Source organism: Streptomyces sp. NPDC043861, from assembly GCF_056435905.1.
In genome coordinates, this window is the sequence record NZ_JBWKDP010000002.1 from 470,111 (window position 1) to 496,054 (window position 25,944).

A 25,944-nucleotide genomic window follows, 5' to 3' on the forward strand; every position below is an offset into this window, starting at 1 on the left:
GGCGGAGGGGGCGGCACGCGCAACGGCCCGTAAGCGAGCCCCGGTCGGAGGCACTTACGGGCCGTGCTGCGCAGGTGGTCAGCGGGAGGCCGTGGTCGTCGCCTCCGCGCCGTTCGTCTCCCTGCCCTTGTCCTCGGCGCCATTGGCCTCGAGGCCACCGTTGTCGGCGTCCGACTCCCGGTCGAGCTCCCCGATCGCCTGCTCCCCGATGCGCTGCTGCACACCGGCGTTGCGGAACTCGGCCTTGGCCGCCAGCGTCTGTACGGCCGCGTCGAACTGCTCGATGGACGTGGGCTCGTCGGGCCCGAGCAGATACTTCTTCAGCTCGGCACGCGCGTTCGACAGGGTGTCGGCGGCCGGGTCGGCGACGGCGGCGAGGAGCCGGTCGAGCTCCTCGGCGCTGTTGGAGAGGATGACCGCGGCCCGTACGGCCGTGTTCTGGCGCTTGAACTCCTCCACGCCCAGCTCCGCGGAGTCCGTCACGGCGTACGGCTTACCGCTCGCGATGAAGTCCGAGACGACGCTGGAGATGTCGGAGACCATGGCGTCGGACTCGTTGAAGCAGTCGTAGAGCTTGGGCTCGGAGCCCGTGACGATCTTGTGCTGCCACCAGCCCGAGGAACGCCAGTACGCGTCGTTCCACGACGCCCGCAGCGCCTTGATCTCGGCGAGCCGCTGGGGGTCGGCGAGCGAGACCCGCGACTCCTCCGACTCGTCGCCGCCGGCGCGACCGGGCTTGGTCAGCTCGGCGAGCCGTGCCTCGATACGGACCAGCTCGGCACGTGCGGCGGCGTGCCCGGCCTCCTCGGCACCGGCATCCGCGGCCCAGCGGGGATCTGCGGCCCGCTCGGCGGCGGCCTTCCGCACCATCGCGGTGATCCGCTCGTGGACGGCCAGGGCCTTCTTGTTGCGGATGCCGGTGAAGGGGTGCGGTTTGTAGATGACCCGCACCGGCCGCTCGGCCTCGAGGAGAAGCCGGACGATGTTCTCGCCGGCGAGCAGCAGAGAGGTGTTGCCGGGGTTGTTGTCCCAGCCCTCCCAGGTCGGGGCGTACAGAATGGTCGGGATGGGGTTCTTGGGCGCCCCGGTCCAGGTCTCGATGGGTGCGAGCTGGGGACGGCCCACCTCGACGATGTCCTCGTCACGGACACCGACATCGGCGAGCGCATACCGGTCGCGGCCGGCCCGGCCCGCGGTCCACACCTCGTCGTACACCTTGGAGTAGGGGTTGACGCTGGCGAGCTTGTCGCTGTCGCCGTGGCCGATGAAGACGTGCTTCATGGTCGGCACGCGCAGCATGTGGATGTTCTTGCCGACGTTGGCCGGATAGAGCGTGACCCGGATCGTGTCGAGTTTCATCGCCATCAGGTGCTGGCCGCCCGGGACACAGAGCACGGGCACGGAGGTCTCGTTGAGCTTCGCGACGAGACCGCGCTCACGCATGATGACGACCGGCCGGCCCTCGAGCTGCTCCATCGTCTCCAGCCACATGTTGACCTGGTACGCCGAGTCCTCGGAGCCGGAGAAGTACAGGGCGACGGTGGGCTGGTACTCGCCCAGCCACTTCTGCACCGCCTTGAGCACGGCGGGGGCGGACGGCACGCGTCGCGTGCGGCGCAGATACGGCACCAGAGCGGCCGTGTAGAGCAGGCCGAGTCCGATGCTGACGGCGGTGCCGATGTACCCGACGAGGTACTGACCGGTGGCGGCGGCGATCAGGACGCCCGCCGTCGCCGGGATGTCGAGGTGCAGCATCTTCTCGCCGGAGCGGCGCAGCAGCGCGCGCGGCGGGGCGTCCGGGATGCGTACGGCATGGAGGTCGACGTTGCGCGTGACGACCGGCATGACCCGGCGCAGACGGATCAGGGTGGTCAGTGCGCCGTGCGGGGCCTGGAGGCCGTAGAAGAGCAGGAAGCAGGCGACCGCTGCATAGAACAGTGGCTGCTCGGCGAGGCCTTCGCGGGCCAGCAGAAGGATGAGGAGAAGCTGGCGGAGCAGGAAGCGGATCGGCAGACCGGCCCGGACCTTGTTGAGCCGGTTGACCAGATAGCTGCCACGCTGATGCAGGTACCAGTCGGCGGCATAGGTCACGGCTGCGGCCGCCGCGAACATCCAGATGCTCGGGATCAGCGCGGCGATCATCACACACGGGTAGCCCAGTCCCATCAGGACTGCTGCGGCCAGTTCTGACCGGCTGCCCACGCGTGCCAGGCGAATGGCGGTCGAAATCACGAAGAACCTGCTCCAAAGGTGCCGGTTGGTTCACGTTTGCAAGAAATTGTGAAGGCTGGCCTTCACGAACTCGGGCCTCTGTATCGCGACGCGATTCCAGAGGCCCGAATTGTCGATTGATCGAGAATTATTACACATCCTCCTGGCGGTCAAGAACGGACGCCAGCGCCTGCTCGAACCCGGAGGCCTCGCTGGCCTCGCGGGTCGGGTCCTGCTGCCGCACGTCGATGACATGGCCGGTCAGCTCGGAGAGCAGCACGTCCAGCGAGGTCCGGGCCACGGCCTCGGAGGACAGCAGCGAGCCCGCCGGCTCCTGGCCGAACGCCTTGGTACGCATGGGGGTCGCGGTGCGCTCCGGGTTGACGCAATTCACACGGATTCCCTCGGCCGCCCATTCGTCGGCGAGAGCCTGGGTGAGATTCACCATGGCCGCCTTGGTGGACGAGTAAAGGCTGTACTCGGCGCGCCCACGGGTGTAGCTGGAAGAGGTGTAGAGGAGCAGCTGCCCCTTTGTCTCGGCCAGATACTTGTACGATGCACGCGCAATCTGGACGGGTGCCAGGTAATTGACGTTCAGCGCTTCCTGAATGGTCGCATTGTCGGTCTCGGCGAGCTTGCCGATGCGCAGCACGCCCGCCGTGTTGATGACGTAGTCGATACGGCCGCTCTCGGCGTACGCCTTCGACAGCGCGTCGTCCACGTGCTCCGGGTTCTCGACGTGGGTGCCGGTCGTGGAGCGCCCCAGGGCGTAGACCTTGGCCCCGTACTGCTCGGCCAGGGCGGCGATGTCCGCGCCGATGCCGTACGAGCCGCCGAAGACGACCAGGGTCTTGCCGGCCAGCAGCTCGCGATAGGCGGCCTCGTCGGCCTGGCGCGGGGCGGCCGTGGAGGCCAGCTGGAAGAGCTTGTCGGCGATGAAGACGTCGACCGGTTGGGTGACCTTCATGTTGTACTCGTCACCCGCGACGACGTAGATCGGCACGTCGGGCAGGTATTTGAGCACGACGCTGCAGTCGTCCGTGGCCTGGAAGTTGGGGTCGCCGGCGGCGATCTCGTACGCCCGGCGGATCGTGGAGAGCTTGAAGGCCTGCGGGGTCTGGCCGCGCCGGAGCCGGGAGCGGTCCGGGACGTCGGTGATGAACTCGCCGTCCTCGCCGTGGGTGCGGGTCACGATGATCGTGTCGGCGGAGGGGATGGCTACATCGACGGCCTGGTAGCGCTCGAGGGCCTCCACACAGTCGGCGATCACTCGCTGTGACAGAAGCGGACGCACCGCGTCATGGAAGAGAACGTTGGCGTCCTCCCCGTCCGCGAGGCCCTCGCCAAGGGCGGCGATGGCACGCTCGGTCGTCTCGTTCCGGGTCGCGCCGCCCTCGATGACCTTGGTCACCTTGGTCAGCCCGGCCTTGGCGACGATCTTCTCCACGTCGGGTACAAAACCCGGCGCCATCAGCACGATCACATCGTCGATGGCTTCGGCCTGCTCGAAGATCGTCAGGGTGTGCTCGATGACAGCCTTGCCGGCGATCTTCAGCAGCTGCTTCGGGATCGCAAGTCCCACGCGCTGGCCGGTACCACCGGCGAGCACGACTGCTGTGGTGCGGGGCTTGGCTTGGTGCGGCACGGACACAGACGACCTCTACCTTGCGTTGACTGGGGGACGGTGTGATGGTCGCACTCTGCGTGACCGTCCCGCAAGGCGGTCACGGCAGCGTCCGCACCGTCCCGAAACCGTCCGTTCACCCAGTGGCCAGGGGTGTTGGCTACCGTTCGCCGGTCCTTCGGAGTGATCGATGCCACACATCCGTACCGCCTGCTCCGGCCGGAATCCTGCTCCCGCGGCCCGCCCGGTCCTGCGGCCGCAAAACCCACCCCTCCGGCGGTCGACGGAATGGCGCGGTTCCACGCGGTCAGCGGCGCAGCGGATCAGCGGTCCGCCACGTCGAGCACCAGGGCGTTCTGCTGGTCGTACCCGAGCTTCGCGGAGATCAGCAGCTGTTGGCGGCCGCGGAGCCTGCGCAGGGCCCGGCGCAGGAACAGCAGCGACCGGGGGCGTTGGAGCAGCACGGGCGGATACGTGAAGACCGAGGTCTTCACCACCACATCGTCGATGACACGGGCGATCCTGACGGGCTCCCGCCCCGGTGCGTACCGCAGCCAGAGCTCCCAGCGTTCCTTCCCGTCGTGCCGCTGCTCGACCACGGTGGGGCAGCTGAGGGTGCAGCGGAATCCGTGCGTCCCCTCACGGTCACCGGTGAACTCCAGCTCCGCCGGCTCCGCGCCCCGGCGGCGGAGCAGCAGGACGGGCCGCCCGGCCGGGCCCCCGGCCTCCGCCGGCCCGTAGTACCGCCCGGAGACGGTGATGTCGCCCTCGGCGATGCCGATGTCCCCGGCCTCGGCGTGGACGGGCCTCACCCATGAGCGCAGCGCAAGCAGATTCGTGGGCGTACGGATATAGGGGACCAGATGACGGACACCGCTGCCGGGCAGGATCCGGCCGGAGGCGGTCATCGAACCCCGCTGGTCGACCGCACGGGCGAGGATGCCGGTGCGGAGCCCCGACGAGGGCTGCTCCGTGTGGCAGATCCAGCCGCCGTCGGCGAAGTCCGCGTCCGCAGGGATGGTGGCCGTACCGTCGGCGCGAAAGGGGAAGACCCGGTCGTCGGCGGTTCCTCCGGCGTGCTCGCACACCAGCCGCAGTCCCGACCGGTCGAGGGCCGCCGCGCCAGGGGTGACCAGGGTGACGGTCACACTGCCGTCGGGCTCGGCGACGCAGTCCGCGAGCGGGGCGGCCTCCTCGGGCTCCGGTGTCCGGCCGGACCGCGGCGCGCCGTGTGCCGTGGCGCCCGGCCGGGACCCCGCGCCCAGCTCGGCGAAGAGCTCCTCGTACTGCTTGGCCACCGGCCCCGGGTCGAAGCGCCGGGCGTTCGTGCGTGCGGCGGCTCCCATCCGGCGGCGCAGTCCCTCGTCATCGATCAGACGCAGCAGCGCCTCCGCGATGGCGTCGGTGTCGCCCACCGGTACCAGCAGTCCGTCGACACCGTCCGCCAGGATCTCGCGTGGCCCGTAGTCGCAGTCGGTGCTGATGACGGGCAGCCCGCAGCGCATCGCTTCGACGAGGGTCATGCCGAACGACTCATGACGGGAAGTGGACACGGCGATCGCGCCCTTCACCCATTCCGGCTCGATCGGCGAGCGCGGGCCCATGAGCTGGATGCGGTTGTGGAGACCGAGTTCCTCGATGCGTCTGCGGAGGCGTTCCTTCTGCTTTCCCCAGCCGCAGATGCGCAGGGTCCACTCGGGCCGTTCGCGGGCGATCCTGCCGAACGCCTCGATCAGTACCTCGTACTGCTTCTCCGAAGCCAGCCGCCCCGCCGCGACGATCGTCGTCCCACCGAGGTCGGACGGGGCAACAGTGGGCTCCGGCACGCTGTTGGGAATGGCCAGCACCCGGGTGTCCGGCAGCGGCATCCGCTCCCGCCACACCGCCGCATCGCCCTCCGAGACGGTCACGAACGCGTCCATGGCGGCGAGGTGTTCCCGCATCTCGGCGCGCAGCGCGGGCCTGTGGTGATTGTGCGTCATGTGCTCCTGACCGATGAGCACGGCGCGATCCGGCGCAAACCGGGCAGCATAGGCGACCAGCCCTGGCCGGGTTCCGATGACCACGTCGGCGTCGGAGGCGGCGTAGTGGTCGCGCACCCGCTCGTCGGTGAGCTCGCTGTACTCCTTGAAACGAGCCTCGTGGGCCGGGAATTGCCCGGCCGGCCTGAGCGCGAGCGGGTGCTCCTTCTCGTTCGTCAGCGAGGACGGACGGGTGTCGACGAGCGGTACGACGGTGATGCGGGGGTCGATCGCGAAAAGCGGCTCGTCGCGGTGCCGGAAGACGGAGACGATCTCCACCTCGTGCCGGGCGGCGAGTTCCTCCGCAAGGTTGAGCGTGGTGCGGATGGTGCCGCCGATGCCGTAGATGGTGTGGATGAGGAAGGAGACCTTCATCAACGCTCCGTTCAGTTCTGCTGGGGCACCTTGCAGCCCCACCCCCGCGTGGAAGACGGGAAATGCGGGTAACAGGTTGTGCCCCACACGGATCTGAACGGATCGTTTTGTCCAGGCTCTTCGGTTGTCTCCGGCTCGTGCGCCGCCCGGCCTAGAACGGGTCGAAGTCGTCGAACTCGCGCTGCGCCTCGTCCCGCTCGGCCTCACGGTCCTTGCGGCGCTGGGCCGCGGGGCGCGGAGCCTCCAGGCGGTGGTCCTCACCGCGGCGTCCGAGCATCTCGGCACCGGCCATCATCGTGGGCTCCCAGTCGAAGACGACCGCATTGTCCTCCGGGCCGATGGCCACGCCGTCGCCCGCCCGGGCGCCCGCCTTCATCAGCTGCTCCTCGACACCGAGGCGGTTCAGACGGTCCGCCAGATAGCCGACGGCCTCGTCGTTGTTGAAGTCCGTCTGGCGCACCCAGCGCTCCGGCTTCTCGCCGCGCACGCGGAAGAGGCCGTCCTCCTCCTGGGTGACGGTGAAGCCCGCGTCGTCGACCGCCTTCGGACGGATGACGATCCGGGTCGCCTCCTCCTTCGGCTTGGCCGCACGCGCCTTGGCGACGATGTCGGCCAGGGCGAAGGAGAGCTCCTTCAGACCCGTGCGCGCGACCGCCGAGACCTCGAAGACGCGATAGCCGCGCTCCTCCAGGTCCGGGCGGATCATGTCCGCGAGATCCTTGCCGTCAGGAATGTCGATCTTGTTGAGGACGACGACGCGAGGACGGTCGTCCAGGCCGCCGTACTGCTTCAGCTCCTCCTCGATGATGTCGAGGTCGGAGGCCGGGTCGCGGTCGGACTCCAGCGTCGCCGTGTCCAGCACATGCACCAGCACCGAGCAGCGCTCGACATGCCGCAGGAACTCGAGGCCGAGCCCCCGCCCCTGACTGGCGCCCGGGATCAGACCCGGTACGTCGGCGATCGTGTAGACCGTGGAACCCGCGGTGACGACGCCCAGGTTCGGCACGAGTGTGGTGAAGGGGTAGTCGGCGATCTTGGGCTTGGCTGCCGACAGGACGGAGATGAGGGAGGACTTGCCCGCACTCGGGTAGCCGACCAGGGCCACGTCCGCGACGGTCTTGAGCTCCAGCACGATGTCGCCCGTACGGCCGGGCTCACCGAGCAGCGCGAAGCCGGGCGCCTTACGGCGGGCCGAGGCGAGCGCCGCATTGCCGAGGCCACCGCGGCCCCCGTCCGCGGCGACGTACGTCGTGCCCTGGCCGACCAGGTCGGCAAGCACATTGCCCTGCTTGTCCAGCACGACCGTGCCGTCCGGCACCGCCAGCACCAGATCCTGACCGTCCTTGCCGGACCGGTTCCCGCCCTCGCCCGGCTTGCCGTTGGTGGCCTTGCGGTGCGGCGAGTGGTGGTACTCGAGCAGGGTCGTCACCGACTGGTCGACGGTGAGGATGACGTCACCGCCACGGCCGCCGTTGCCCCCGTCGGGACCGCCGAGGGGCTTGAACTTCTCACGGTGTACGGAGGCGCAGCCGTGGCCTCCGTTACCCGCGGCGACATGCAGCTCGACGCGGTCCACGAAGGTGGTCATGGTTGTGCCTCCAGTACGTACGGAATGTCTACTGCGTAACACGCGAAGGGCGGACCCGCTTCCCGTAAGGGGAAGAGAGGTCCGCCCTCGCGAAAGAACCGTTCTTCGGGACCTGGATCAGGCGACCGGAACGACGTTCACGACCTTGCGGCCACGGTGGGTGCCGAACTGCACCGCACCGGCCTGCAGCGCGAACAGCGTGTCGTCGCCGCCACGGCCGACGCCCGCGCCCGGGTGGAAGTGGGTGCCGCGCTGACGGACCAGGATCTCACCGGCGTTGACGACCTGACCGCCGAAGCGCTTCACGCCGAGCCGCTGAGCGTTGGAGTCGCGACCGTTCCGAGTGGACGATGCGCCCTTCTTGTGTGCCATCTCTCCTCAGTCCCTTACTTCGCAGCCGTGGGGATCGCCGTGACCTTGATCGCCGTGTACTGCTGGCGGTGGCCCTGACGACGGCGGTAGCCGGTCTTGTTCTTGTAGCGCAGGATGTCGATCTTGGCACCCTTGTGGTGGTCCACGATCTCGGCCTGGACCTTGATCCCGGCCAGCACCCACGGGTCGCTGGTCACAGCGTCGCCGTCGACAACGAGCAGGGTCGAGAGCTCGACCGTGTCGCCAACCTTGGCAGTGGAAATCTTGTCAACCTCAACGATGTCACCAACAGCAACCTTGTGCTGGCGACCACCGCTGCGCACGATGGCGTACACGCGGATCTCTCTCTCGCTCGGAACGGGAACCCCTGATGCCAGCCGTCCGCACGGGCCGGGGCCCGAACTGTCCGAATGGATGGACGGCCTCTCCGGGTCGAGGACCCGGAGGGAGGTGCTCAGAAGCTGGCGCGCATGGAAACACGCCGACGGTCAAGGGTACGGGGCGGACCTCAGGGGGTCAAACCGGGCCCCGCCCCTCCCCCGGGGCGGCATCGGGCCGCGGCTTCCTCCCCATGGCGGCCCGATCGCTCTGGTGGAAGCCCGCCACCGCCTGTTGAATGTGCGCTCGTGTCTCTGCGCTCCCTGATCACCATGCCCCGCCTGCTGCGCCACGGTTCCGTCGTGGGCCGCGACCTGCCCCCTGACGAGGCCGTGCTCCTCGACGACCGGCCCGCACCGCTGCGTGCGGCAGTGGCCGCGGCGGCCACCGGTGACCACGGGCCCGCCCGTGAACTCCTCGCCGGAACCCGGCTCGGCGCCGAGTGGGAGCGCCGCAGCTCCTGGGTGGGCGTGCTCGCGGAGTCCGCTCTGCACAGTCCGGGCTGGCTGGACGCGTGGCTCGCCGAGTCCCCCGACGATCCGGACGCCATGCTGGTCAAGGCCGACCTCTGCATCGACCGGGCGTGGGCGATACGCACAGGGGCACGCGCCAAGCATGTGTCCCGCGACCAGTTCCAGGCGTTCTTCACACTGCTCGAGGACGCCGTGCCGGTGATCTCGGCCGCGGCCGAACTGAACCCCGCCGACCCGGTGCCCTGGCAGATCGCCCTGACCCACGCCCGCGGCATCCAGGCACCGCGCGAGGTCTTCGACGCGTACTGGGCCGAGGCCACGGCCCGCTCCCCGCACCACTACGGATGCCACGCGACGGCGCTGCAGTACCTCTGCGACAAGTGGTACGGCTCGCACGAGGAGATGTTCGCGTTCGCCGAGCTCGCGGCCGATGCGGCGCTGCCCGGCTCCCGGCTGCGCGCACTGCCGCTCGAGGCCGCCGTCGAGTACGACATCGTCGCCGACGGCACCGAGGACGGGCCGATCGACAGGTCGCGGATCGCCGCCGCCGTGGACCGCGCCCTGGGACTGTCCTCGTTCTACGAGCACGGGGACCCGGAGGCCGCCGGCTTCCGCAACAAGCTGGCCCTGATGCTGGTTCTCGGCGGCCGCCACGAGGAGGCCCTGGACGTCTTCCGGGCGATCGGCGTGCATGCCACCTCGTCCCCCTGGGGCTACTTCGGGGACGCACGCGCGGAGTTCCTCGAGTTCCGCACGGGTGTACGGATGCAGATAGCGAGCCGTGTCCCGTTCTTCTCCACGCCACCGGAGTCGGTGACCGGTACCTCGTCCGCCCTGCCCGCCGGGCCCTCGGTCCACCTTCTGGCGATTGCGACGGCCCCGCCCCCGAAGGTCGCGGAGGCCGCCTTGATGTGCGGCGTCCCTCTATGGATCGCCCCGGCGGGAGGCTCGGCCAGCTATGTGGCGCTCGCGCCCGACGAGTCCCCCGGAAAGCGGGCCACGCTGATCGGCGGGGACCGGCTCACGGGAGCCGCGGACACCTTCACCACCGGCGAGAAATGGTCCGCACTGGTGCTGCGCCGCACCGGCGAGCGCGCCGGATTCACCCTGCTCCACAAGGGCAGACAGGTCGTCGCGCACGAGTGGGACCCGGCGGCCCCGGTCGGCGACCACGACGCCGCTGCCGCGACCGCCGCCGGGCTCGCCCGGGTCTTCGCGATCGAGGATCCGCGCCCGCTCACCGGTCTGCTGCGCTCCGGCGAAGCGGCGGCCCGCCGTCAGGCGGAGCTCGTCGCCGCGCTCGGCCTCCCCCCGCTCCCGGACGGCTTCGGTCAACGCCCGGACGTGCTCGCCGGAGTCCCGGGCGTGCGGCTGCTGGAGCGCCGCGGCTTCCTCGCGGGCATGCGCGACACCATGGCCGACGACCCGGACCGGCTGCTCACGTCCGAGTCCGGCCCCGGCCCGGACCCGCGTCCCGGGCGTTGGTGGGCACTGCGCATCGTGGCGTTCGTCTTCTTCGCCTCGGCTGCGTTCTTCGCCTGGCGGTCCCCCCAGCAGGGCATACTCCGGTCCGTCCTGGTGTCGTTCGTGGCCCTGTACTTCGGCGCCCAGCTCGCGTCGGCCCGCCGGGAGCGGCGCCTGCGCAGGCAGCGCATCCGCCGTCGGCGCGGCTGACCCCGGAGCGGCGACCGGCAGTATGCTCGCGAGGCGTAGCCACACACCGGAAGGCAGAGAAGTGAACTACAGGGTCCAGCCCACCGCCCAGGTCGACGAGACCGCCGAGATCGGTGACGGCAGCAGCGTGTGGGAGCTCGCCCAGATCCGCGAGGGTGCCCGTCTCGGCGAGGGCTGTGTCATCGGCCGCGGCGCCTACGTCGGTACCGGTGTGCGTATGGGAGACAACTGCAAGCTGCAGAACTACGCCCTGGTCTACGAGCCGGCCGAGCTCGGCGACGGCGTCTTCATCGGCCCCGCCGTGGTCCTCACCAACGACCACAACCCGCGCTCCGTCGACCCCGAGGGCAAGCAGAAGCGCGGCGGCGACTGGGAGGCGGTCGGGGTGAGGATCGCCGACGGTGCCTCCGTCGGAGCGCGCTCGGTGTGCGTCGCCCCGGTGCGTATCGGGCGCTGGGCGATGGTCGCCGCGGGTGCCGTCGTCACCAAGGACGTACCGGACTTCGCGCTGGTCGTCGGTGTTCCGGCCCGGCAGATCGGCTGGGTCGGCCGGTCGGGCGTCCGTCTGACCGAGCGCGAGGGCGAGCCCGGTGTGTGGGAGTGCCCGAAGACCGGCACCCTCCACGACGAGAAGGACGGCATCCTCGTCGAGCGCACCGCGTAGTTCCGCCCGGTGGCACGACGTCGCCACCCGGACACGGACCACGACACGGCCCCGCACCACCGACGGGTGGAGCGGGGCCGAATGTTTTCCTCAGGCGGAACGCTCAGGCGTCGCCGAGCAGCAGCTTGTCGAACCCAGCGCTCACGACCGACCAGTCCCATGTCGAGAGCGACAGCTTGGCCGCACCTGCGGCGGCCTCGCGCCAGCGCTCCTCCGAACCGGTCCACTCGAGGATCCGCTCCGCCGCCTCCGTGGGCGTCGTGACGATCCAGTCCGCCGGGTACAGCGTCCGGGCGCCGTTCTCCTTGCCCGCGAAGAAGGGCCAGTCCCGGACGACCGGAAGCGCACCGCTGACCGTGCCCTCGACCAGGGCGCAGTGGAAGCTCTCGCGAACCGAGCTGCTGAGGATGACGCCGATCCCGGTGAGCGCGCCCGGCACGTCCTCCGTCCGGCCGTACAGCTCGACCGCGCCCTCGGCCTCCAGCTCCTCGAGGTCCTCGCGGAGCAGGCTGTCGTAGCGGCGGGCGGCGGCACTGGCCTTGCGGTCGAGTCCGTCGCCCACGATCACCATGCGGTAGCGGCTGTCGTGCCGACGCAGCTCCCGCAGCACATCCAGGGCCCAGCGCGGGTCCTTCGCCACGGCGCTCACGCCGACGAGACCGAGCGTGAAGCGGGCGTCCTGGCTCGTCTTGGGGCGCTGGTAGCGCTCCAGGTCCATCGCATTGGCGATCACGTGCAGCCGGGGGGCGCCGGGCTCGCGCAGGTCCGGGAGTATGTCCGTCGCCAGGTCGCGCAGATGGTCGCCGACGAAGACCAGGTCGTCGATGCGGGTACGGTCGACGAGGTGCGGCCAGAAGGTCCAGGCCTCGTAGCTGTGCAGCCGGACGATGATCCGGGTCGTACCCGGGTCGATCATGGTGAACAGCGCGGCCGCGTTGGTGGCCCAGTCGACGAAGACGGTGTCCGCCCAGTCCAGGTGGGGCCTGAGCGCCTCCTCGACCTTGTTGCCGAAGCCACGCTGGCCGCCGAGCAGGTACTCCATCATCCGCTGGCCGCCCTTGGCGAGCGGGCGCAGCTCCTCGTCCTCCTTGAGGTCGAGGAAACGGACCTCGACGCCGGGATGGTCGGCGTACCGGTCCATGATCGGCTGGAGGAAGTTCGCGTTGGAGTACGTGGTGACCAGCAGTCGCAGCGGCCGGTCGGCCGGCACCGCGGTCGCGGCCGGCAGTTCCCGGCCGCGGGGCTCCGAGAGCGCGGCGAAGGCCTTGCTCGCGCGGAACGGCGCCATGAAGCCGGCGGTGTCCGTGCTCAGCGGTGACGACAGGTCGTCGAAGTGCAGCGCCCGGTGGAAGGCCAGCGTCAGCGCCGACGACAGGGCGTGCGCCGCGTTCTTGGCGTCGTGGCTCGCGTAACGCTGGTCGGCGAGGGCGAGCAGTGCCCTGATGGCCTGGGTCCGGGCCTTCGGGTCCTCATGGCCGCGGGCGATGTCCTTGCGGGCTGCCTCGGCGAGGAGATCCGCCTTGAGCGCCTTGTCGGCGACCCGGGCGGCGGCGGAGTTCAGCACGATCGAGGCACCGGACTTGCGGCCGCCCTTGGACATGCTGTGGCTGACGCGGTGTGCCAGCACGGCACGGGCGCCGTCGGGCACGCGGGGGGCCGACACGACGGCCCGCCATGCCTTGGCGCCGACCGCAGTGCGCAGGATGCGCGGCGACGTCGCCTTCTGGTAGACGCCGTTCGCTCCGCGGCGTGCCGTGCGCGAGACGCTCCGGGCGGCCACGGTGGGCGACGGAAGGGTGCGGTAGACGTTGCGCAGCGCGTAGTGCCCGGGGCGCTCGTGCCGGTCCGCGACCGCCTTGAGCGCGGGGGCGATGCCGAAGACGGCGTCGGCGCGCCGGTTGCGCTGGGCAAGCCGCCACACGGAGTAGACCGCGGGCTGGTCCAGGGCGACGAGTACGTCCGCCTTGCGCGCCTGGGAGCGCACCCACCGGTCCCGCTGGACGAACTTCCAGGTCCGGCTGAGCGCGGAGCCCTTCTGGGCGCCCTTCACGAACCTCTCGCCATGCGCCTCGCCCGCCTCGGGCAGGGAGTGCAGGCCGGCGATGTCGAGACCGTCGGTGTCGATGTCCGCGGTCTCGAACAAACCGGCCAGCCGGACGGTGGCGCCGGCCTCACGGAACTTGTCCAGCGATGCCTTCAGGATCGCGGGCTGCGGCACACCGCCCGCGATCAGGAGAACGTCGGTCATGCGGGGAGCCCCTCCACATCATTGGTCCGCGAGGAAGGGGACGTGTGTCCGGACGTCACCAGTTCCGTCAGTTTGCGGACTGCGGGGCCCATCTGGGCCGCTCGTGCGTACTGAGCGGCGTGCGCCTTCGCCGCGGCCCGCTCGTCATCCGTCGCCTCGAACGCGATACGCGCGGCGGTGGAGTAGAGATCGGCGAGCTTCTCGGGCTCGAAGCCGCAGGCGCCGGTCCACAGGGGGTGTCCGTTCATCACGGTCGTGGCGTCGTGCTCGACCTTGTGCGCGGACATCACCGGAAGGCCGGTGGCCATGTACTCGTAGACCTTGCCCGATGTCATGTACTTGCCGCCCATGATCATCAGGAGGAGCACGTCCCAGGAGGCGAAGATCTCGGGCACCTCGGCCTTGGGCGCGGGGCCTCCGAAGAACACCGCGTCCTCGGCGGACTGCCGGATCAGCTCCATGTGGGCGTTCGCCTCGCGGTGCGCGCCGGAGCCGATCTGGCCGCGGATCTCCAGACTGGAGCGGGCCACGATGGGGTCCCGCTCGCGGGCGATGCGCCAGCCGTCGAGCACGGCCCTGAGGATCCTGGGGGGCGAGGTCACCACTCCGAGGTGACCGAAGACCAGGCCCTTCTCGGGGTCCGGGACACGGGTCCCGGCGGGCACGCTGGCCTCGTCGTACCCGTTGCGGACGACATGGATCTTGTGGGCGAGGTCGGGGTAGCGCTCGCGGTACCAGTCGGCAATGGGGTCGTTGACCAGCCAGTGCGACACGGCGTGGGTGAGGACCTTGCGCTCCCACTTCCCGGACACCGAGTCGGCGGCGAAGGCCTCACCGCCGTCGATGACGTCGACCGACCAGCCGTCACGGAAGTCGATGGCGTACGGCACGCGCTCGGTCTCCCAGAGCTTGAGCGCGGCGGCCATGTTCACGTACGGGACACAGGTGGCGAGCACCAGGTCGGCCCGCTTCTCCCTGTGCAGTCGCTGGACGGCCTTCTCCAGGTCGTGGCGCCAGCCGCCGTAGATCGGCTCGGGGAACGCCCTCATGCCCGCCTGGCGGTAGTCCGCGATCCACTTCCCGGGGTTCAGCGCACGGCTCTCGGAGAACTTCCTGAGGTCCGTCTCGAGGTCCTCGCGCACGAGCGGCAGTTCGACCACACGAACACGCGGGTCGACCCGCTCGGAGAGGGTGTGGTCGAGACCGAAGTCACGCTCCCAGGACTCCTGCTGGATGGTCACCACAGTGACGTCCCAGCCCTGGGCGATGAACTGGTTGGCCGTCTCGGTCATCCGATAGGCACAGCTCTTCGCGGCCGGCGGAAAGCCGATTGCCAGGTAGATCACATGCCTGCGTGCGCCGTCGTTACGGCGGACCTCTGTGTGCTGGGTAGCAGGGGTGGGAGACACCCCAGAACGCTAGCATGACGCGGCGCCAGTCCCGGCTCCGGCCGGTCCCGCCGGACGAGGGTTCCGGCACGGCTGTGGGCGCCCCCGGAACCCCGGGGACGCCCACGCGTGAGCTGCGTTACGTCAGCCGCCGATGACGACGCGGCGGACGCCCTCCCAGCGGGCCGGGTCCGTGGTGCGGCGGCCGTCGACCAGCACGGTCACGTCCGGCAGATCGGAGGCCGCGAGCTCGCGGTACTCGGCGTGATCGGCCTGGAGGATCGCCGCGGTGACCTTCTCGCCCTGGTGGGGGGTGAGGCCGTGGGCGGCCAGCTCCTCGGCCGTGTACATCGGGTCCGAGACGAAGGGCACAGCGCCGCGCGCCTTCAGCGCCTCGACGGTCGGGAACACGCCGGAGAAGGCGGTCTCCTTGACACCACCGCGGTAGGCCGCGCCCAGCACCAGCACGTTCACGTCCTTGAGGTCACCGTAGGCGGCGGCCAGCAGGTCGACGGCGTACTCCGGCATGGCGGCGTTGGCCTCGCGGGCGGACCTCACGACGGTCGCCTCCGGGTCGTTCCACAGGTACATCCGCGGGTAGATCGGGATGCAGTGGCCGCCGACGGCGATGCCGGGCTGGTGGATGTGGCTGTAGGGCTGCGAGTTGCAGGCCTCGATGACCTTCTTGACGTCGATGTCGTTCTTGTCGGCGAACCGCGCGAACTGGTTCGCCAGGCCGATGTTGACATCGCGGTAGGTCGTCTCGGCGAGCTTGGCGAGCTCGGACGCCTCGGCGGTGCCCAGGTCCCAGACGCCGTTGGGGCGGGGCAGGTCGGTGCGCTCGTCGAAGTCGAGGACCTGCTCGTAGAACTCCACACCGTGCTTCGCCGAGGCCTCGTCGATGCCGCCGACGAGCTTCGGGTAGCGGCGCAGGTCCGCGAAGACACGGCCGGTGAGGACGCGCTCCGGGGAGAACACCAGGTGGAAGTCCTCACCGGCGGTGAGGCCGGAGCCCTCCTCCAGCATCGGCGCCCAGCGGGTACGGGTGGTGCCGACCGGCAGGGTGGTCTCGTACGAGACGAGGGTGCCCGGCTTGAGGCCCTTGGCGATCGCCTTGGTGGCGGAGTCCATCCAGCCGAAGTCCGGGGTGCCCTCGGCGTCCACGAACAGCGGGACGACGACCACGACGGCCTCGGACCGGGCGACGGCCGCGGCGGTGTCGGTGGTGGCGGACAGCAGCCCGGCGTCGACGGCCTGCTTCAGCTTGACGTCCAGGTCGTGCTCGCCGGGGAAGGGCTCGGTGCCGGCATTGACCAGCTCCACGACCTTCTCGTTCACATCGGCGCCGATGACCTTGTGGCCCTTGGCGGCGAACTGCACGGCGAGCGGAAGCCCGATCTTGCCGAGCGCGACTACACAGATATTCATCGGGTCAGTTTCCTCTTCACACGGGACATCAAGTGGCGCAGCCGGCTGCCCTCGCCGGACGAGGACTCCCAGAGCGGAGCCGTGGTGATCACCAGCCGTCCCTTGGCGTTCGCGTTGGCGGAGACACGGTACGGGACCTTCTCGCGCCAGCGCCGCGCCAGGGGAAGCGGCAGGCCCAGGGTTTGCACCGGGACCTCGTACGTCGAGCCTGCCACGTCCAGATAGGCGCGGACGCCGAGCTTGGCACGGACGGGCTTGAGGGGGATCCGCGCGGCGAGCACCGTCCCCGTACCGTCGTCGGTCGTGGTGCGGCTCAGTTCCCCTGCCGGGGCGGGGAGTTCGGTGCCGACGGGCAACCGGCGGGCCCCCGGCTTGTCGGCGCTCTTCGGCATGGCCTTGGGCGCGAGCCGGATGACAGCGTGGTCCGTCTCGCCGGTGACGGGGACGCGGACCTCGAGGGCCAGCGTCAGGTCCTGGCCGAGCTGCTCCCACTGGGCCGAGACCAGTCCGGTGCCGTCGGCGAGCTGCTTGGGCACGGCCTCGCCGATGACCTCGTAGAGCCGGTCGGGCAGGCCGAGGACGGGATCCCGGAAGCCGGGGTAGCGGACGAACGCGCGGCCGTCCTCCAGCAGCAGCGGGGGCGCTCCGTGGGCGGCCTCGTCCTCGATGGCCCGGACGAGCTCGGTGACGGCGCCGCGCTGCGCGAGCGCGATCCGGACCCGCCGCTTGACGTCCATCGAGTCGCGCAGCGGCTCGGTGAAGTAGTCGTCGGCGAGAGCGGCGATCCCGGCGCAGACCTCGGTCTGCGTCCGGCGGTCGAGGGCCGGGAAGTCGTCCTGGACCAGCTTGGCGAGCTCCCAGGTGAAGTGGCGTTTGAAGACCGCGTCGCGCTGGGGGCCCGCCTCGATGAGCCCGGCCGTGAACTTCATGATCTCGGCGGTGCAGTGCAGCCGGGAGAGATGGTTGGCGCGGTAGGTGATGTTGCTCGCGTCGCCGCGCTTCACCGCGTAGTAGTACGTGTAGTCCGCGAGGACCGAGATCTTCTCCGCCCGTACGCACGCCTCGATGGTGAACGGCTGGTCGCTGCCGACCGGCACGTCCTCGGGGAAGCGCAGTTTGTATCGCTCGACCAGCTCGCGGCGGAACAGCTTGGTGTTGGCCAGCGTGAACGGCAGGGCCGAGTCGTACAGGCTGACGTCCGGGTCGCTCTTCTTGTAGAGCGCCTGGTGGACGTAGCGGCCGTTCGTGCCGACCATCTTGCCGACGACGACGTCCGAGCCGTGCTTGTCGGCACAGGCCACCAGCCGCTCCAGCGCCTCCGTGCCGAGGTAGTCGTCGGAGCCGATGAAGTAGACGTAACGGCCCGTGGCCACCTCGAGGGCCCGGTTGCTGGGCGCGGCCGGGCCGCCGGAGTTGGCCTGGTGGATCACCTTCACGGTGCCGGGGTAGCGCTCGGCGAAGCGGTCGAGCTCCCGGCCGCTGTCGTCGGTCGAGCCGTCGTCGACGGCCACGACCTCGAGCCGGTCCAGTCCGATGGTCTGTCCCACCAGGGAGTTCAGGCACTCGGTGAGGTACGGCATCGTGTTGTAGACGGCGACGACGACGGTGACATCAGGGGTTCTGGTCATCCCCTGCTCCCTGAAGAAGTCTCGTGTAGACGCCGTCGAGAACCTTGGCCTGGGCCTCCCAGGTCCAGCCTTCGAGCAGGCCTTCCTTCTCGTACGCCTTGGTGTACTTCTTCGGGTCCGCGAGCACGGCCTTGACCGCGCGTACGTAGTCGTCGGTGTCCTGTGCGGTGAACACCTCGCCCTGGCCGGTCTCGCGGGTGACCTCCGCCATCGTCTTCACATCGCTCACCACGAGCGGCAGGCCCGCGTGCGAGTACTCGAAGAACTTGGTGATCAGCGCAATCTCGTGGTTCGGCCAGTGGTGGATCGGGATGACACCGACATCGGCACCCGACAGGAACGGCACGACCTGCCAGTGCGGCACGTACGGCACCGCGTGGACGCGGTCGCCCACGCCGAGCTCGTCCGCACGCTTGAGCAGCCCGCGGACATAGGCGGCCTGCGGGTCCCCGCACACGAACACCGCGTGGGCGTCCGGAAGCCGAGGAAGGCCCTCGACCATGATGCCGAGGCCCCGCTGGGCGGCGGCCAGACCGCTGTAGACCAGCAGCGGGACATCCGGGCCGATGCCGCACAGCTCGCGGATGTCCGGCACCGGCTCGTCGATGACCTTCTGGGTCGCCTCGGCGTCCGGTGCGTTGAGGACGACGGCCGGACGCTCGGCCAGACCGTGCGTCCTCTGGAGCAGATCGGCGAGTCCGCCGGAGACCGTCATCACCGCGTCCGCGTACCTGGAGTGCTCGCGCTCGTACCCCACCATCGCGGGCAGCTTGCGCTGGTTCGCCCAGGAGCGGACGCCGGGCAGGAACTCATGGGCGTCCCACACCAGCTTGGTCTTCCGCCCGGCGGCCCGGGCACGCAGCATGGCGCGGGCGCCGACGCCGAGCATCCGGAAGTCGTTGGCGTGAATCAGATCGGGCTTGAGGGCGTCGATCACCGGCCCGAAGTTCAGCTCGAAGTCCCACACGCCCGGGTCCAGCCGCCGCCAGGCCCGGTCACCCATGGTGGTGAGCCAGAACCGCGTGGTGAGCTTGTCCAGCGGCGCGGAGCGGGTCCGCCTGATCTTCGCCAGCTTCCTGGTCTCCCGGCCGCGCAGGGACACCCACTTGGACGTCGCCCTGGACGCGGCCTTGGGGACGGTCAGCCAGCCCTTGGTGACCTGGGCGCCGATCCCGGAGCTGCCGGCAGCCCGCAGCTCGTCGGTACGGACCCGCAGATCCGCGCGCCACGCCTTGACCTGCTGCACCCGGAAGGCGTGGGTACGGTCCGAGTTGTACGCGAGCGGACGGCGCAGCGGCGCACCCCGCAGATCCCTCGGCTTGACGGACAGCTTGGCATTCATACGGATCAGCCGGACCTCGGCATCACCGAGCGTCCAGGTGTCCTCGCCCTTGCCCGAGTACTTGCCGAGCAGGATCACGTCCCAGCCGGCCGCGGCGGCGGACGCCGCGGCCTTCTGGACGCGCGAGTCACCGTGGACGCTGTTGTCGACGAGCATCACGATCCGGCCGCGCGTACCGCGGCCGGGCCAGGCGGTGTTGACGGCGGTCATGAGCTCGTGCGTTCCCCGCTCTCGAGCTTCACCGTGGTGCCGGTGTTCGCGGATTCGATGACGGCCGCGGCGACCTCTACGGTCCGCAGCCCCTGGCGCAGCGTGCAGATGTCCTGCGACTTGCCGAGGACGGCGTCCCGGAACAGCTCGTGCTCGACGAGGAGCGGCTCCCGCTTCGGGATGGCGTAGCGGATCATGTCGCCCTCGGAGACACCGCGGAACGCCTGGAGGGCCTCCCACTCGGTGGCCACGGCGGCGTTCGAGTAGAAGGTGAGGTCGGCGGTGAGCGTGTCGGCGATGAAGCAGCCGCGCTCGCCGGTCACCGAGGTGAAGCGCTCCTTGAGCGGGCTCAGCCAGTTCACGAGGTGGCTGACCATCGTGCCGTCGGAGAGCTGGCCGATGGCGGAGACCATGTCCTCGTGCGGGCGGCCGGACTTGGAGACCGTGTGCGCCGCGATCGACGTGTACTCACGGCCGGTGACCCAGGCCGTGAGGTCGATGTCGTGGGTGGCGAGGTCCTTGACCACGCCGACGTCCGCGATGCGGTGCGGGAAGGGACCCTGGCGGCGGGTGACGACCTGGAAGACGTCGCCCAGCTCGCCCGACTCCAGGCGTGCACGCAGGGACCGCAGCGCCGGGTTGCAGCGCTCGATGTGGCCGACGCCGGCCACCAGGCCGCGCGACTCGAAGGCATCGACGAGGCGGCGGGCGCCCGCGACCGTGTCCGCGACCGGCTTCTCGATGAGCGCGCCGATCCCGGCCTCGGCCAGCTGCAGACCGACCTCCTCGTGCAGAGCGGTCGGGCAGGCGACGACTGCGTAGTCGATGCCGAGCGCGATCAGCTCCTCGACGGTGGACAGCACGGGGGCACCCTGCGCCCAGCCGTTCTTGTCCCCCATCGGGTCGACGACGCCGACGAGCTCGATGCCGTCGAGCCCGGCCAGCACGCGGGCGTGGTGGCGTCCCATGGAGCCCAGGCCGATCAGCCCGGCCCGCAGTCCAGCAGCAGTCACAGGTTCTCTCCCAGCGCGTTCACAGCGGTGACGATGCGCTCAAGGTCATTCTCGGTCAGCGAGGGGTGGACGGGGAGCGAGACGACCTCGGCCGCCGCACGCTCGGTCTCCGGCAGGTCCCAGTCACGGCCGGCCTTCTGGTCCGGCTCCCAGTACGGCTTGAGCCGGTGGATGGGGGTCGGGTAGTAGACGGCGTTGCCGATGCCCGCCTCGGTGAGCTTCGCCATGGCGGCGTCACGGTCACCGCGGACGCGGATCGTGTACTGGTGGTAGATGTGGCGCGCGCCCTCGGCGACGACCGGGGTGACCACGCTGTCCGTGGTGATGTTCTGCGTCAGGTACGCGGCGTTCGCGATGCGCTGCTCGGTCCAGCCGCCCAGCTTGGCCAGCTGCACCCGGCCGACGGCCGCGGCGACGTCCGTCATGCGCATGTTGGCGCCGACGATCTCGTTCGCGTAGCGCTGCTCCATGCCCTGGTTGCGCAGCAGGCGCAGGGTGCGGGCGACCTCGGCGTCGGCCGCGGAGATCATGCCGCCCTCGAGGCTGTGCATGTTCTTGGTCGGGTAGAAGCTGAACGTGCCACCGGCGCCGAAGGCGCCGACCGGGGTGCCGTTCAGCGCGGCCGCGTGCGCCTGGCAGGCGTCCTCCACGACGGCGAGCTTGTGCTTGTCGGCGATGGCCATGATCTTGTCCATCGCGGCCGGGTGGCCGTACAGATGCACCGGCATGATCGCGGCGGTCCGCGGAGTGATCGCTGCCTCGACGGCGGCCGGGTCGAGGCAGAAGGTGTCCGCCTCGATGTCGGCGAAGACGACGTCGGCACCGACCAGGCGGACCGCGTTGGCGGAGGCTGCGAAGGAGAACGAGGGGACGATCACCTCGTCACCCGGGCCGATGTTCAAAGCCATCAGAAGGAGGTGCAGCGCGGAGGTACCGGAGTTGACGGCCACGCAGTGGCGCCCCTCCACGAGCTCCGAGAAGCCCTCCTCGAAAGCGGCCACCTCGGGGCCCTGCACGACCCGGCCGCTGCGCAGTACGCGTACGGCTGCTTCGATCTCTTCTTCACCGATGACCGGGCGGGCAGCGGGGATGGGCTGCTCGTTGCTGCTCGGCATGGACGTCCTCCTTGAACACCGCAAGAGCTCTATGTGGCAGAGGTCCGGGGCTGCGGGCGTCCTGTGGGCCGCGCGTACCCCTCCGGCGCGATGGCCGACGCCCTACCGAGGAATTGCTGGGACCGGTCTGTCCCTTAACCGGGCCGGTCACCGACCGTAGTCTCTGGGCGGGGCCCCGACACGGCAACGACCGCCGTCACATTATCAGGGATTTCCTAGTCAATTTCTGGGCCGTTAACGGCGCCAGGCATCAATTGCGCTACAAACGCCGCGTCCCGTCACTCGATCATGAGCGACGGGACGCGAACGTTTAGCCATCAGTCATCAGCTGTTCAGCTTTCCACCGAAGCGTCCGCCGACGCCGTCACGGAGGGCAGCGTCTGCTGTTCCGCGGCGACGGTCTTCTTGGCGGCCGCCTTGGTGGCCTTCTTGGCGGTCGTCTTCTTCGCCACGGTCTTCTTGGCCGCCGTCTTCTTGGTGGCGGCCTTCTTCGCCGTGGCCTTCTTGGCGGTCTTGCGGGCCGCCTTCTTGGCCGGGGCCTCGGCCGTCTCGGGCTCGGCCTGCGCCTCGTCCGTGACGGAAGCCGGGGCACTGACCACGACGACCGCGGCGTCCTCCGCGCCCGACGGCGAGCCCGCGGGGGCGGTGACCTTGCGGGTCACCCGCCGGCGGGGCCGTGCCGGAGCGGCGACGGACTCCTCCGGCGCGGCGGCCGGGGCCTCGACGGCGGGAGCCTCGGGCTCCGGAGCCGCAGCAGCGGGGGCCACGATCTCGGCGGCCGCTTCCGCGGCCTCCGTCCCCTTCGGCGAGCCGGCCGGGGCCGTCGCCTTACGGGTGGCCCGGCGGCGGGTGCGGCCCTTCGGGGCGGCCTCGGCCTCGGCCGGCTCGGTGTCGGCCACGGCGGCCGGGGCCTCGACGGCTGCCCTCACCGGCTCCGGCTCGGCCTGTACGGGCTCGGCCTGCACCGGCTCGGCGGCCTGCTTCGGCGCACCCGCCGGGGCGGTCGCCTTACGGGTGGCCCGGCGGCGGCCACGACCCCGCGTCGCGGCGGCCTCGGCCTCCGCGGCGCTGCCGTACAGCTCCTCGTCCGGGGCGAAGGCGGGCTCGGGCAGGGCGGTGGGCGCCGCGGCCTCCGCCGCGACCTCGGCCTCGGTCTCCTCGGTCACCGCCTCATGCTCGTGGATGTGCTCGGCGCCGCCGCGGCCACGCTTCTTGCCGCGCTTGCCGCCACCGCCGCCGCCGACGGTCGCGGGCTGTTCCATGTGCACGATCACGCCACGGCCGTTGCAGTGGACACAGGTCTCCGAGAACGACTCCAGCAGACCCTGGCCGACCCGCTTGCGGGTCATCTGCACCAGTCCCAGCGAGGTGACCTCGGCGACCTGGTGCTTCGTGCGGTCTCGGCCCAGGCACTCCAGCAGCCGCCGCAGCACCAGGTCCCGGTTGGACTCGAGCACCATGTCGATGAAGTCGATGACGACGATGCCGCCCAGGTCACGCAGTCGCAGCTGACGGACGATCTCCTCGGCCGCCTCCAGGTTGTTCCTGGTGACGGTCTCCTCGAGGTTGCCGCCCTGGCCGGTGAACTTGCCGGTGTTGACGTCGACGACGATCATCGCCTCGGTCTTGTCGATCACCAGCGAACCGCCGGACGGCAGCCAGACCTTGCGGTCCAGCGCCTTCATCAGCTGCTCGTCGATCCGGTACGTCGCGAAGACATCGGTCTCGGAGGTCCAGCGGTTCAGCCGGTCCGCCAGATCGGGTGCGACGTGCGAGACGTAGCCGTGGATGGTCTCCCATGCCTCGTCACCGCTGACGATGACCTTCGAGAAGTCCTCGTTGAAGATGTCGCGCACCACTCGGACGGTCATGTCCGGCTCGCCGTAGAGAAGGGTCGGGGCGTTCCCGTTCTTCGCCTTCTTCTGGATCTCCTCCCACTGCGCCTGGAGCCTCTCGACATCACGGCGCAGCTCGTCCTCGCTCGCGCCCTCCGCCGCGGTGCGCACGATGACGCCCGCGTCCTCGGGGACGATCTTCTTGAGGATGGTCTTCAGCCGGGCACGCTCGGTGTCGGGCAGCTTGCGGCTGATTCCGGTCATCGAGCCCTCGGGCACGTACACCAGGTAACGGCCGGGGAGGGAGACCTGGCTGGTCAGCCGGGCACCCTTGTGGCCGATCGGGTCCTTGGTGACCTGGACGAGAACGGACTGGCCGGACTTCAGGGCGGACTCGATGCGGCGCGGGCCGTTGGCCAGGCCGAGCGCCTCGAAGTTGACCTCACCGGCGTACAGGACGGCGTTGCGGCCCTTGCCGATGTCGACGAAGGCGGCCTCCATGGACGGCAGGACGTTCTGCACCTTGCCCAGGTAGACGTTGCCGACGTACGAACTCGACTGCTCCTTGTTGACGTAGTGCTCGACGAGCACGTTGTCCTCGAGGACGCCGATCTGGGTGCGGTCGCCGTTCTGCCGGACGACCATCACACGCTCGACGGCCTCGCGGCGCGCCAGGAACTCCGCCTCGGTGATGATCGGCACCCGGCGGCGGCCCTGCTCACGGCCCTCACGGCGCCGCTGCTTCTTCGCCTCGAGACGGGTCGAGCCCTTGATGGACTGCACCTCGTCGGACGGCTCCGCCTCCTTCGCACGCCGTTCCCTGGGCTCGCGGATCTTGACGACCGTGCGCTCCGGCTCGTCGGCGTCGGGCTCGACATCGGCGCCCTCACCGCTGCGGCGGCGCCGCCGACGACGACGGCGGCTGCTGCTGGTGCCGGCGGCGGACGGCGTACCGCCCTCGGACTCCTCCTCGTCCTCGGGCTCCTCCTCCGCCTCGTCCGCGGCCTGCTCGGCCTCGTCGGCAGCCTCGGCCTCCTCCGCCTCGGCGGCCTCACCACGACGACGACGGCGGCCACCACGGCGACGGCGGCGCGAAGGCCGGTCCTCGCCGTACTCGTCGGCCTCCTCGGCCTCGGTCTCGGCCTCCTCCGCCGGCTCCTCGACCGCGGCCTCGGGAGCCTCGGCGACCTCAGCGACTTCGGGGGCCGCCTCCGGGGCCTCGCCGCGGCGACGGCGACGGCGGCGCGAGCCGGTCTCCTCGGCGGGCGCGGGGCGCTCGGCCTCTTCCTCCTCGGCAAGCCCCGCAGCCTCGGCTGCGGCCGCGGCCGCAGCGGTCTCCGGCGTCTGGAACATCGGCTCGGTGAACACCGGTGCCTGGAACACGGCCACGGCCGGCCTGGCGGCCCGGCGGCCGCGCTCGGGCTGCTCGGGCTCGGCGGTGAACTTCGGCGCGGCGGTCCGGCGGGGTGCACGGCCGCGGGAGGCCGCGCGCTCGGCGGCCTCGACCCCGGCCTCCTCCGCGGCGATCTGCGCGACAGTGTCCGCGGGCAGGCCCTCGCCCGCCGTGGTCTCGTCCTCCGGGGCACCCTTCGGTGCACCGGCGGGCGCGCTGGCCCGTCGGGTGGCGCGCCGGCGGGTACGCCCGCCGGTGGGGGCCTCCTCGGGCACGGGCGCGGATTCGGCCTCGGCCTCGGCCTCGGCGGCCGGTTCAGCGGCCTCCGGCGCACCGGCCGGAGCGGTGGCCCGTCGGGTGGCACGACGCCGGGTACGCCCGCGCGGTGCCTCCTCGGTGTCCCCGGTGGGGGCGGTCTCCTCATCGGCCACTGCCGGGGTCTCGGCAACGGCGCCCTCGGCGGTCTGCGGTGCACCGGCAGGGGCGGTGGCCCGTCGGGTGGCACGACGCCGGGTACGCGGTGCGCGCTCCTCGGCGGCGTTCTCGGTCTCCGCGGCGGTCTCGCTCACGGCACCTTCCTCAATGTCTTCGTCGGCACCGACGGTCACCGGCTCGGCGGTGGTCACGGCCTCGGCCGCCTCCACAGGGGCCGGCGAACCCGCGGGCGCGGTCGCCTTACGAGCAGCCCGACGACGCGTACGCGGCGCGGGCGCCTCTTCCTCAGCGGCCGGAGCCTGCCCAGCCACGACAGCCTCACCGGCCGGCACAGCAGCGGACTCGGCCACAACCTCGACAGGGGCCGGCGAACCCGCAGGCGCGGTCGCCTTACGAGCAGCCCGACGACGCGTACGCGGCGCGGGCGCCTCCTCCTCAGCGGCCGGAGCCTGCCCAGCCACGACAGCCTCACCGGCCGGCACAGCAGCGGACTCGGCCACAACCTCGACAGGGGCCGGCGAACCCGCAG

General features: G+C 70.6%; 16 protein-coding genes. 2 read left to right on the forward strand and 14 right to left on the reverse strand.

All coding sequences use genetic code 11. The features are described 5' to 3' along the window. Positions 1-78: 78 nt before the first annotated feature. The 6 genes from AC068D_RS06675 to rplU form a co-directional block, all read right to left on the reverse strand. Complete coding sequence (locus tag AC068D_RS06675) at positions 79-2,232, reverse strand: hypothetical protein (protein WP_478821849.1); 2,154 nt, start codon at positions 2,230-2,232, stop codon at positions 79-81. A 130-nt stretch (positions 2,233-2,362) separates the two neighbouring features. Further along, positions 2,363-3,862, reverse strand: coding sequence for an SDR family NAD(P)-dependent oxidoreductase (locus AC068D_RS06680; RefSeq protein ID WP_478821850.1), 1,500 nt, complete (start codon positions 3,860-3,862; stop codon positions 2,363-2,365). A 296-nt stretch (positions 3,863-4,158) separates the two neighbouring features. After that, complete coding sequence (locus tag AC068D_RS06685; RefSeq protein WP_478821851.1) at positions 4,159-6,231, reverse strand: glycosyltransferase family 4 protein; 2,073 nt, start codon at positions 6,229-6,231, stop codon at positions 4,159-4,161. A gap of 151 nt (positions 6,232-6,382) precedes the next feature. Continuing rightward, positions 6,383-7,819: a GTPase ObgE gene (gene obgE / locus AC068D_RS06690; RefSeq protein WP_478821852.1), complete on the reverse strand. Its 1,437-nt coding sequence runs from the start codon at positions 7,817-7,819 to the stop codon at positions 6,383-6,385. Positions 7,820-7,936: 117 nt separating this feature from the next. Further along, positions 7,937-8,191, reverse strand: a complete 255-nt coding sequence (rpmA, locus tag AC068D_RS06695) for a 50S ribosomal protein L27 (RefSeq protein WP_478821853.1) — start codon at positions 8,189-8,191, stop codon at positions 7,937-7,939. Between the two features lie 14 nt (positions 8,192-8,205). Further along, positions 8,206-8,526, reverse strand: coding sequence for a 50S ribosomal protein L21 (gene rplU / locus AC068D_RS06700; RefSeq protein WP_317432731.1), 321 nt, complete (start codon positions 8,524-8,526; stop codon positions 8,206-8,208). 291 nt (positions 8,527-8,817) lie between these two features. On the opposite strand from rplU, the gene AC068D_RS06705 reads away from it, so the two are divergent. Next, on the forward strand, positions 8,818-10,716 hold the full coding sequence (locus AC068D_RS06705) for a hypothetical protein (RefSeq protein ID WP_478821854.1): 1,899 nt from the start codon (positions 8,818-8,820) through the stop codon (positions 10,714-10,716). A gap of 61 nt (positions 10,717-10,777) precedes the next feature. Further along, entirely contained in the window at positions 10,778-11,380 is a 603-nt protein-coding gene (locus AC068D_RS06710; protein WP_478821855.1) for an acyltransferase, read from the forward strand. Between the two features lie 103 nt (positions 11,381-11,483). On the opposite strand, the gene AC068D_RS06715 is transcribed toward AC068D_RS06710, so the two are convergent. The 8 genes from AC068D_RS06715 to AC068D_RS06750 form a co-directional block, all read right to left on the reverse strand. Next, the gene (locus AC068D_RS06715) at positions 11,484-13,628 is read right to left on the reverse strand and encodes a glycosyltransferase family protein (protein WP_478821856.1); all 2,145 of its coding nucleotides are present in this window, start codon (positions 13,626-13,628) and stop codon (positions 11,484-11,486) included. Next, on the reverse strand, positions 13,625-15,037 hold the full coding sequence (locus AC068D_RS06720) for a glycosyltransferase (RefSeq protein ID WP_478821857.1): 1,413 nt from the start codon (positions 15,035-15,037) through the stop codon (positions 13,625-13,627). Before AC068D_RS06720 ends, AC068D_RS06715 begins: the two co-directional genes overlap by 4 nt. 123 nt (positions 15,038-15,160) lie before the next feature. Further along, complete coding sequence (locus AC068D_RS06725; RefSeq protein ID WP_478821858.1) at positions 15,161-16,444, reverse strand: nucleotide sugar dehydrogenase; 1,284 nt, start codon at positions 16,442-16,444, stop codon at positions 15,161-15,163. Continuing rightward, positions 16,441-18,072 (reverse strand): glycosyltransferase family 2 protein, encoded by a 1,632-nt coding sequence (locus tag AC068D_RS06730; RefSeq protein ID WP_478821859.1) that lies wholly within the window; start codon positions 18,070-18,072, stop codon positions 16,441-16,443. Before AC068D_RS06730 ends, AC068D_RS06725 begins: the two co-directional genes overlap by 4 nt. Further along, entirely contained in the window at positions 18,056-19,624 is a 1,569-nt protein-coding gene (locus AC068D_RS06735) for a glycosyltransferase family 4 protein (RefSeq protein WP_478821860.1), read from the reverse strand. The genes AC068D_RS06730 and AC068D_RS06735 overlap by 17 nt, the downstream gene beginning before the upstream one ends. Beyond that, positions 19,621-20,637 carry a Gfo/Idh/MocA family protein gene (locus tag AC068D_RS06740; RefSeq protein ID WP_478821861.1) on the reverse strand — a complete coding sequence of 339 codons (1,017 nt, stop codon included), beginning with the start codon at positions 20,635-20,637 and terminating at the stop codon, positions 19,621-19,623. The genes AC068D_RS06735 and AC068D_RS06740 overlap by 4 nt, the downstream gene beginning before the upstream one ends. After that, a complete protein-coding gene (locus tag AC068D_RS06745; protein ID WP_478821862.1) occupies positions 20,634-21,752 on the reverse strand; it encodes a DegT/DnrJ/EryC1/StrS family aminotransferase in 1,119 nt (372 codons plus the stop codon). The genes AC068D_RS06740 and AC068D_RS06745 overlap by 4 nt, the downstream gene beginning before the upstream one ends. Before the next feature lie 332 nt (positions 21,753-22,084). Continuing rightward, positions 22,085-25,944: Rne/Rng family ribonuclease (locus tag AC068D_RS06750; protein WP_478821863.1), on the reverse strand; the 3,860-nt coding region annotated here is incomplete at its 5' end.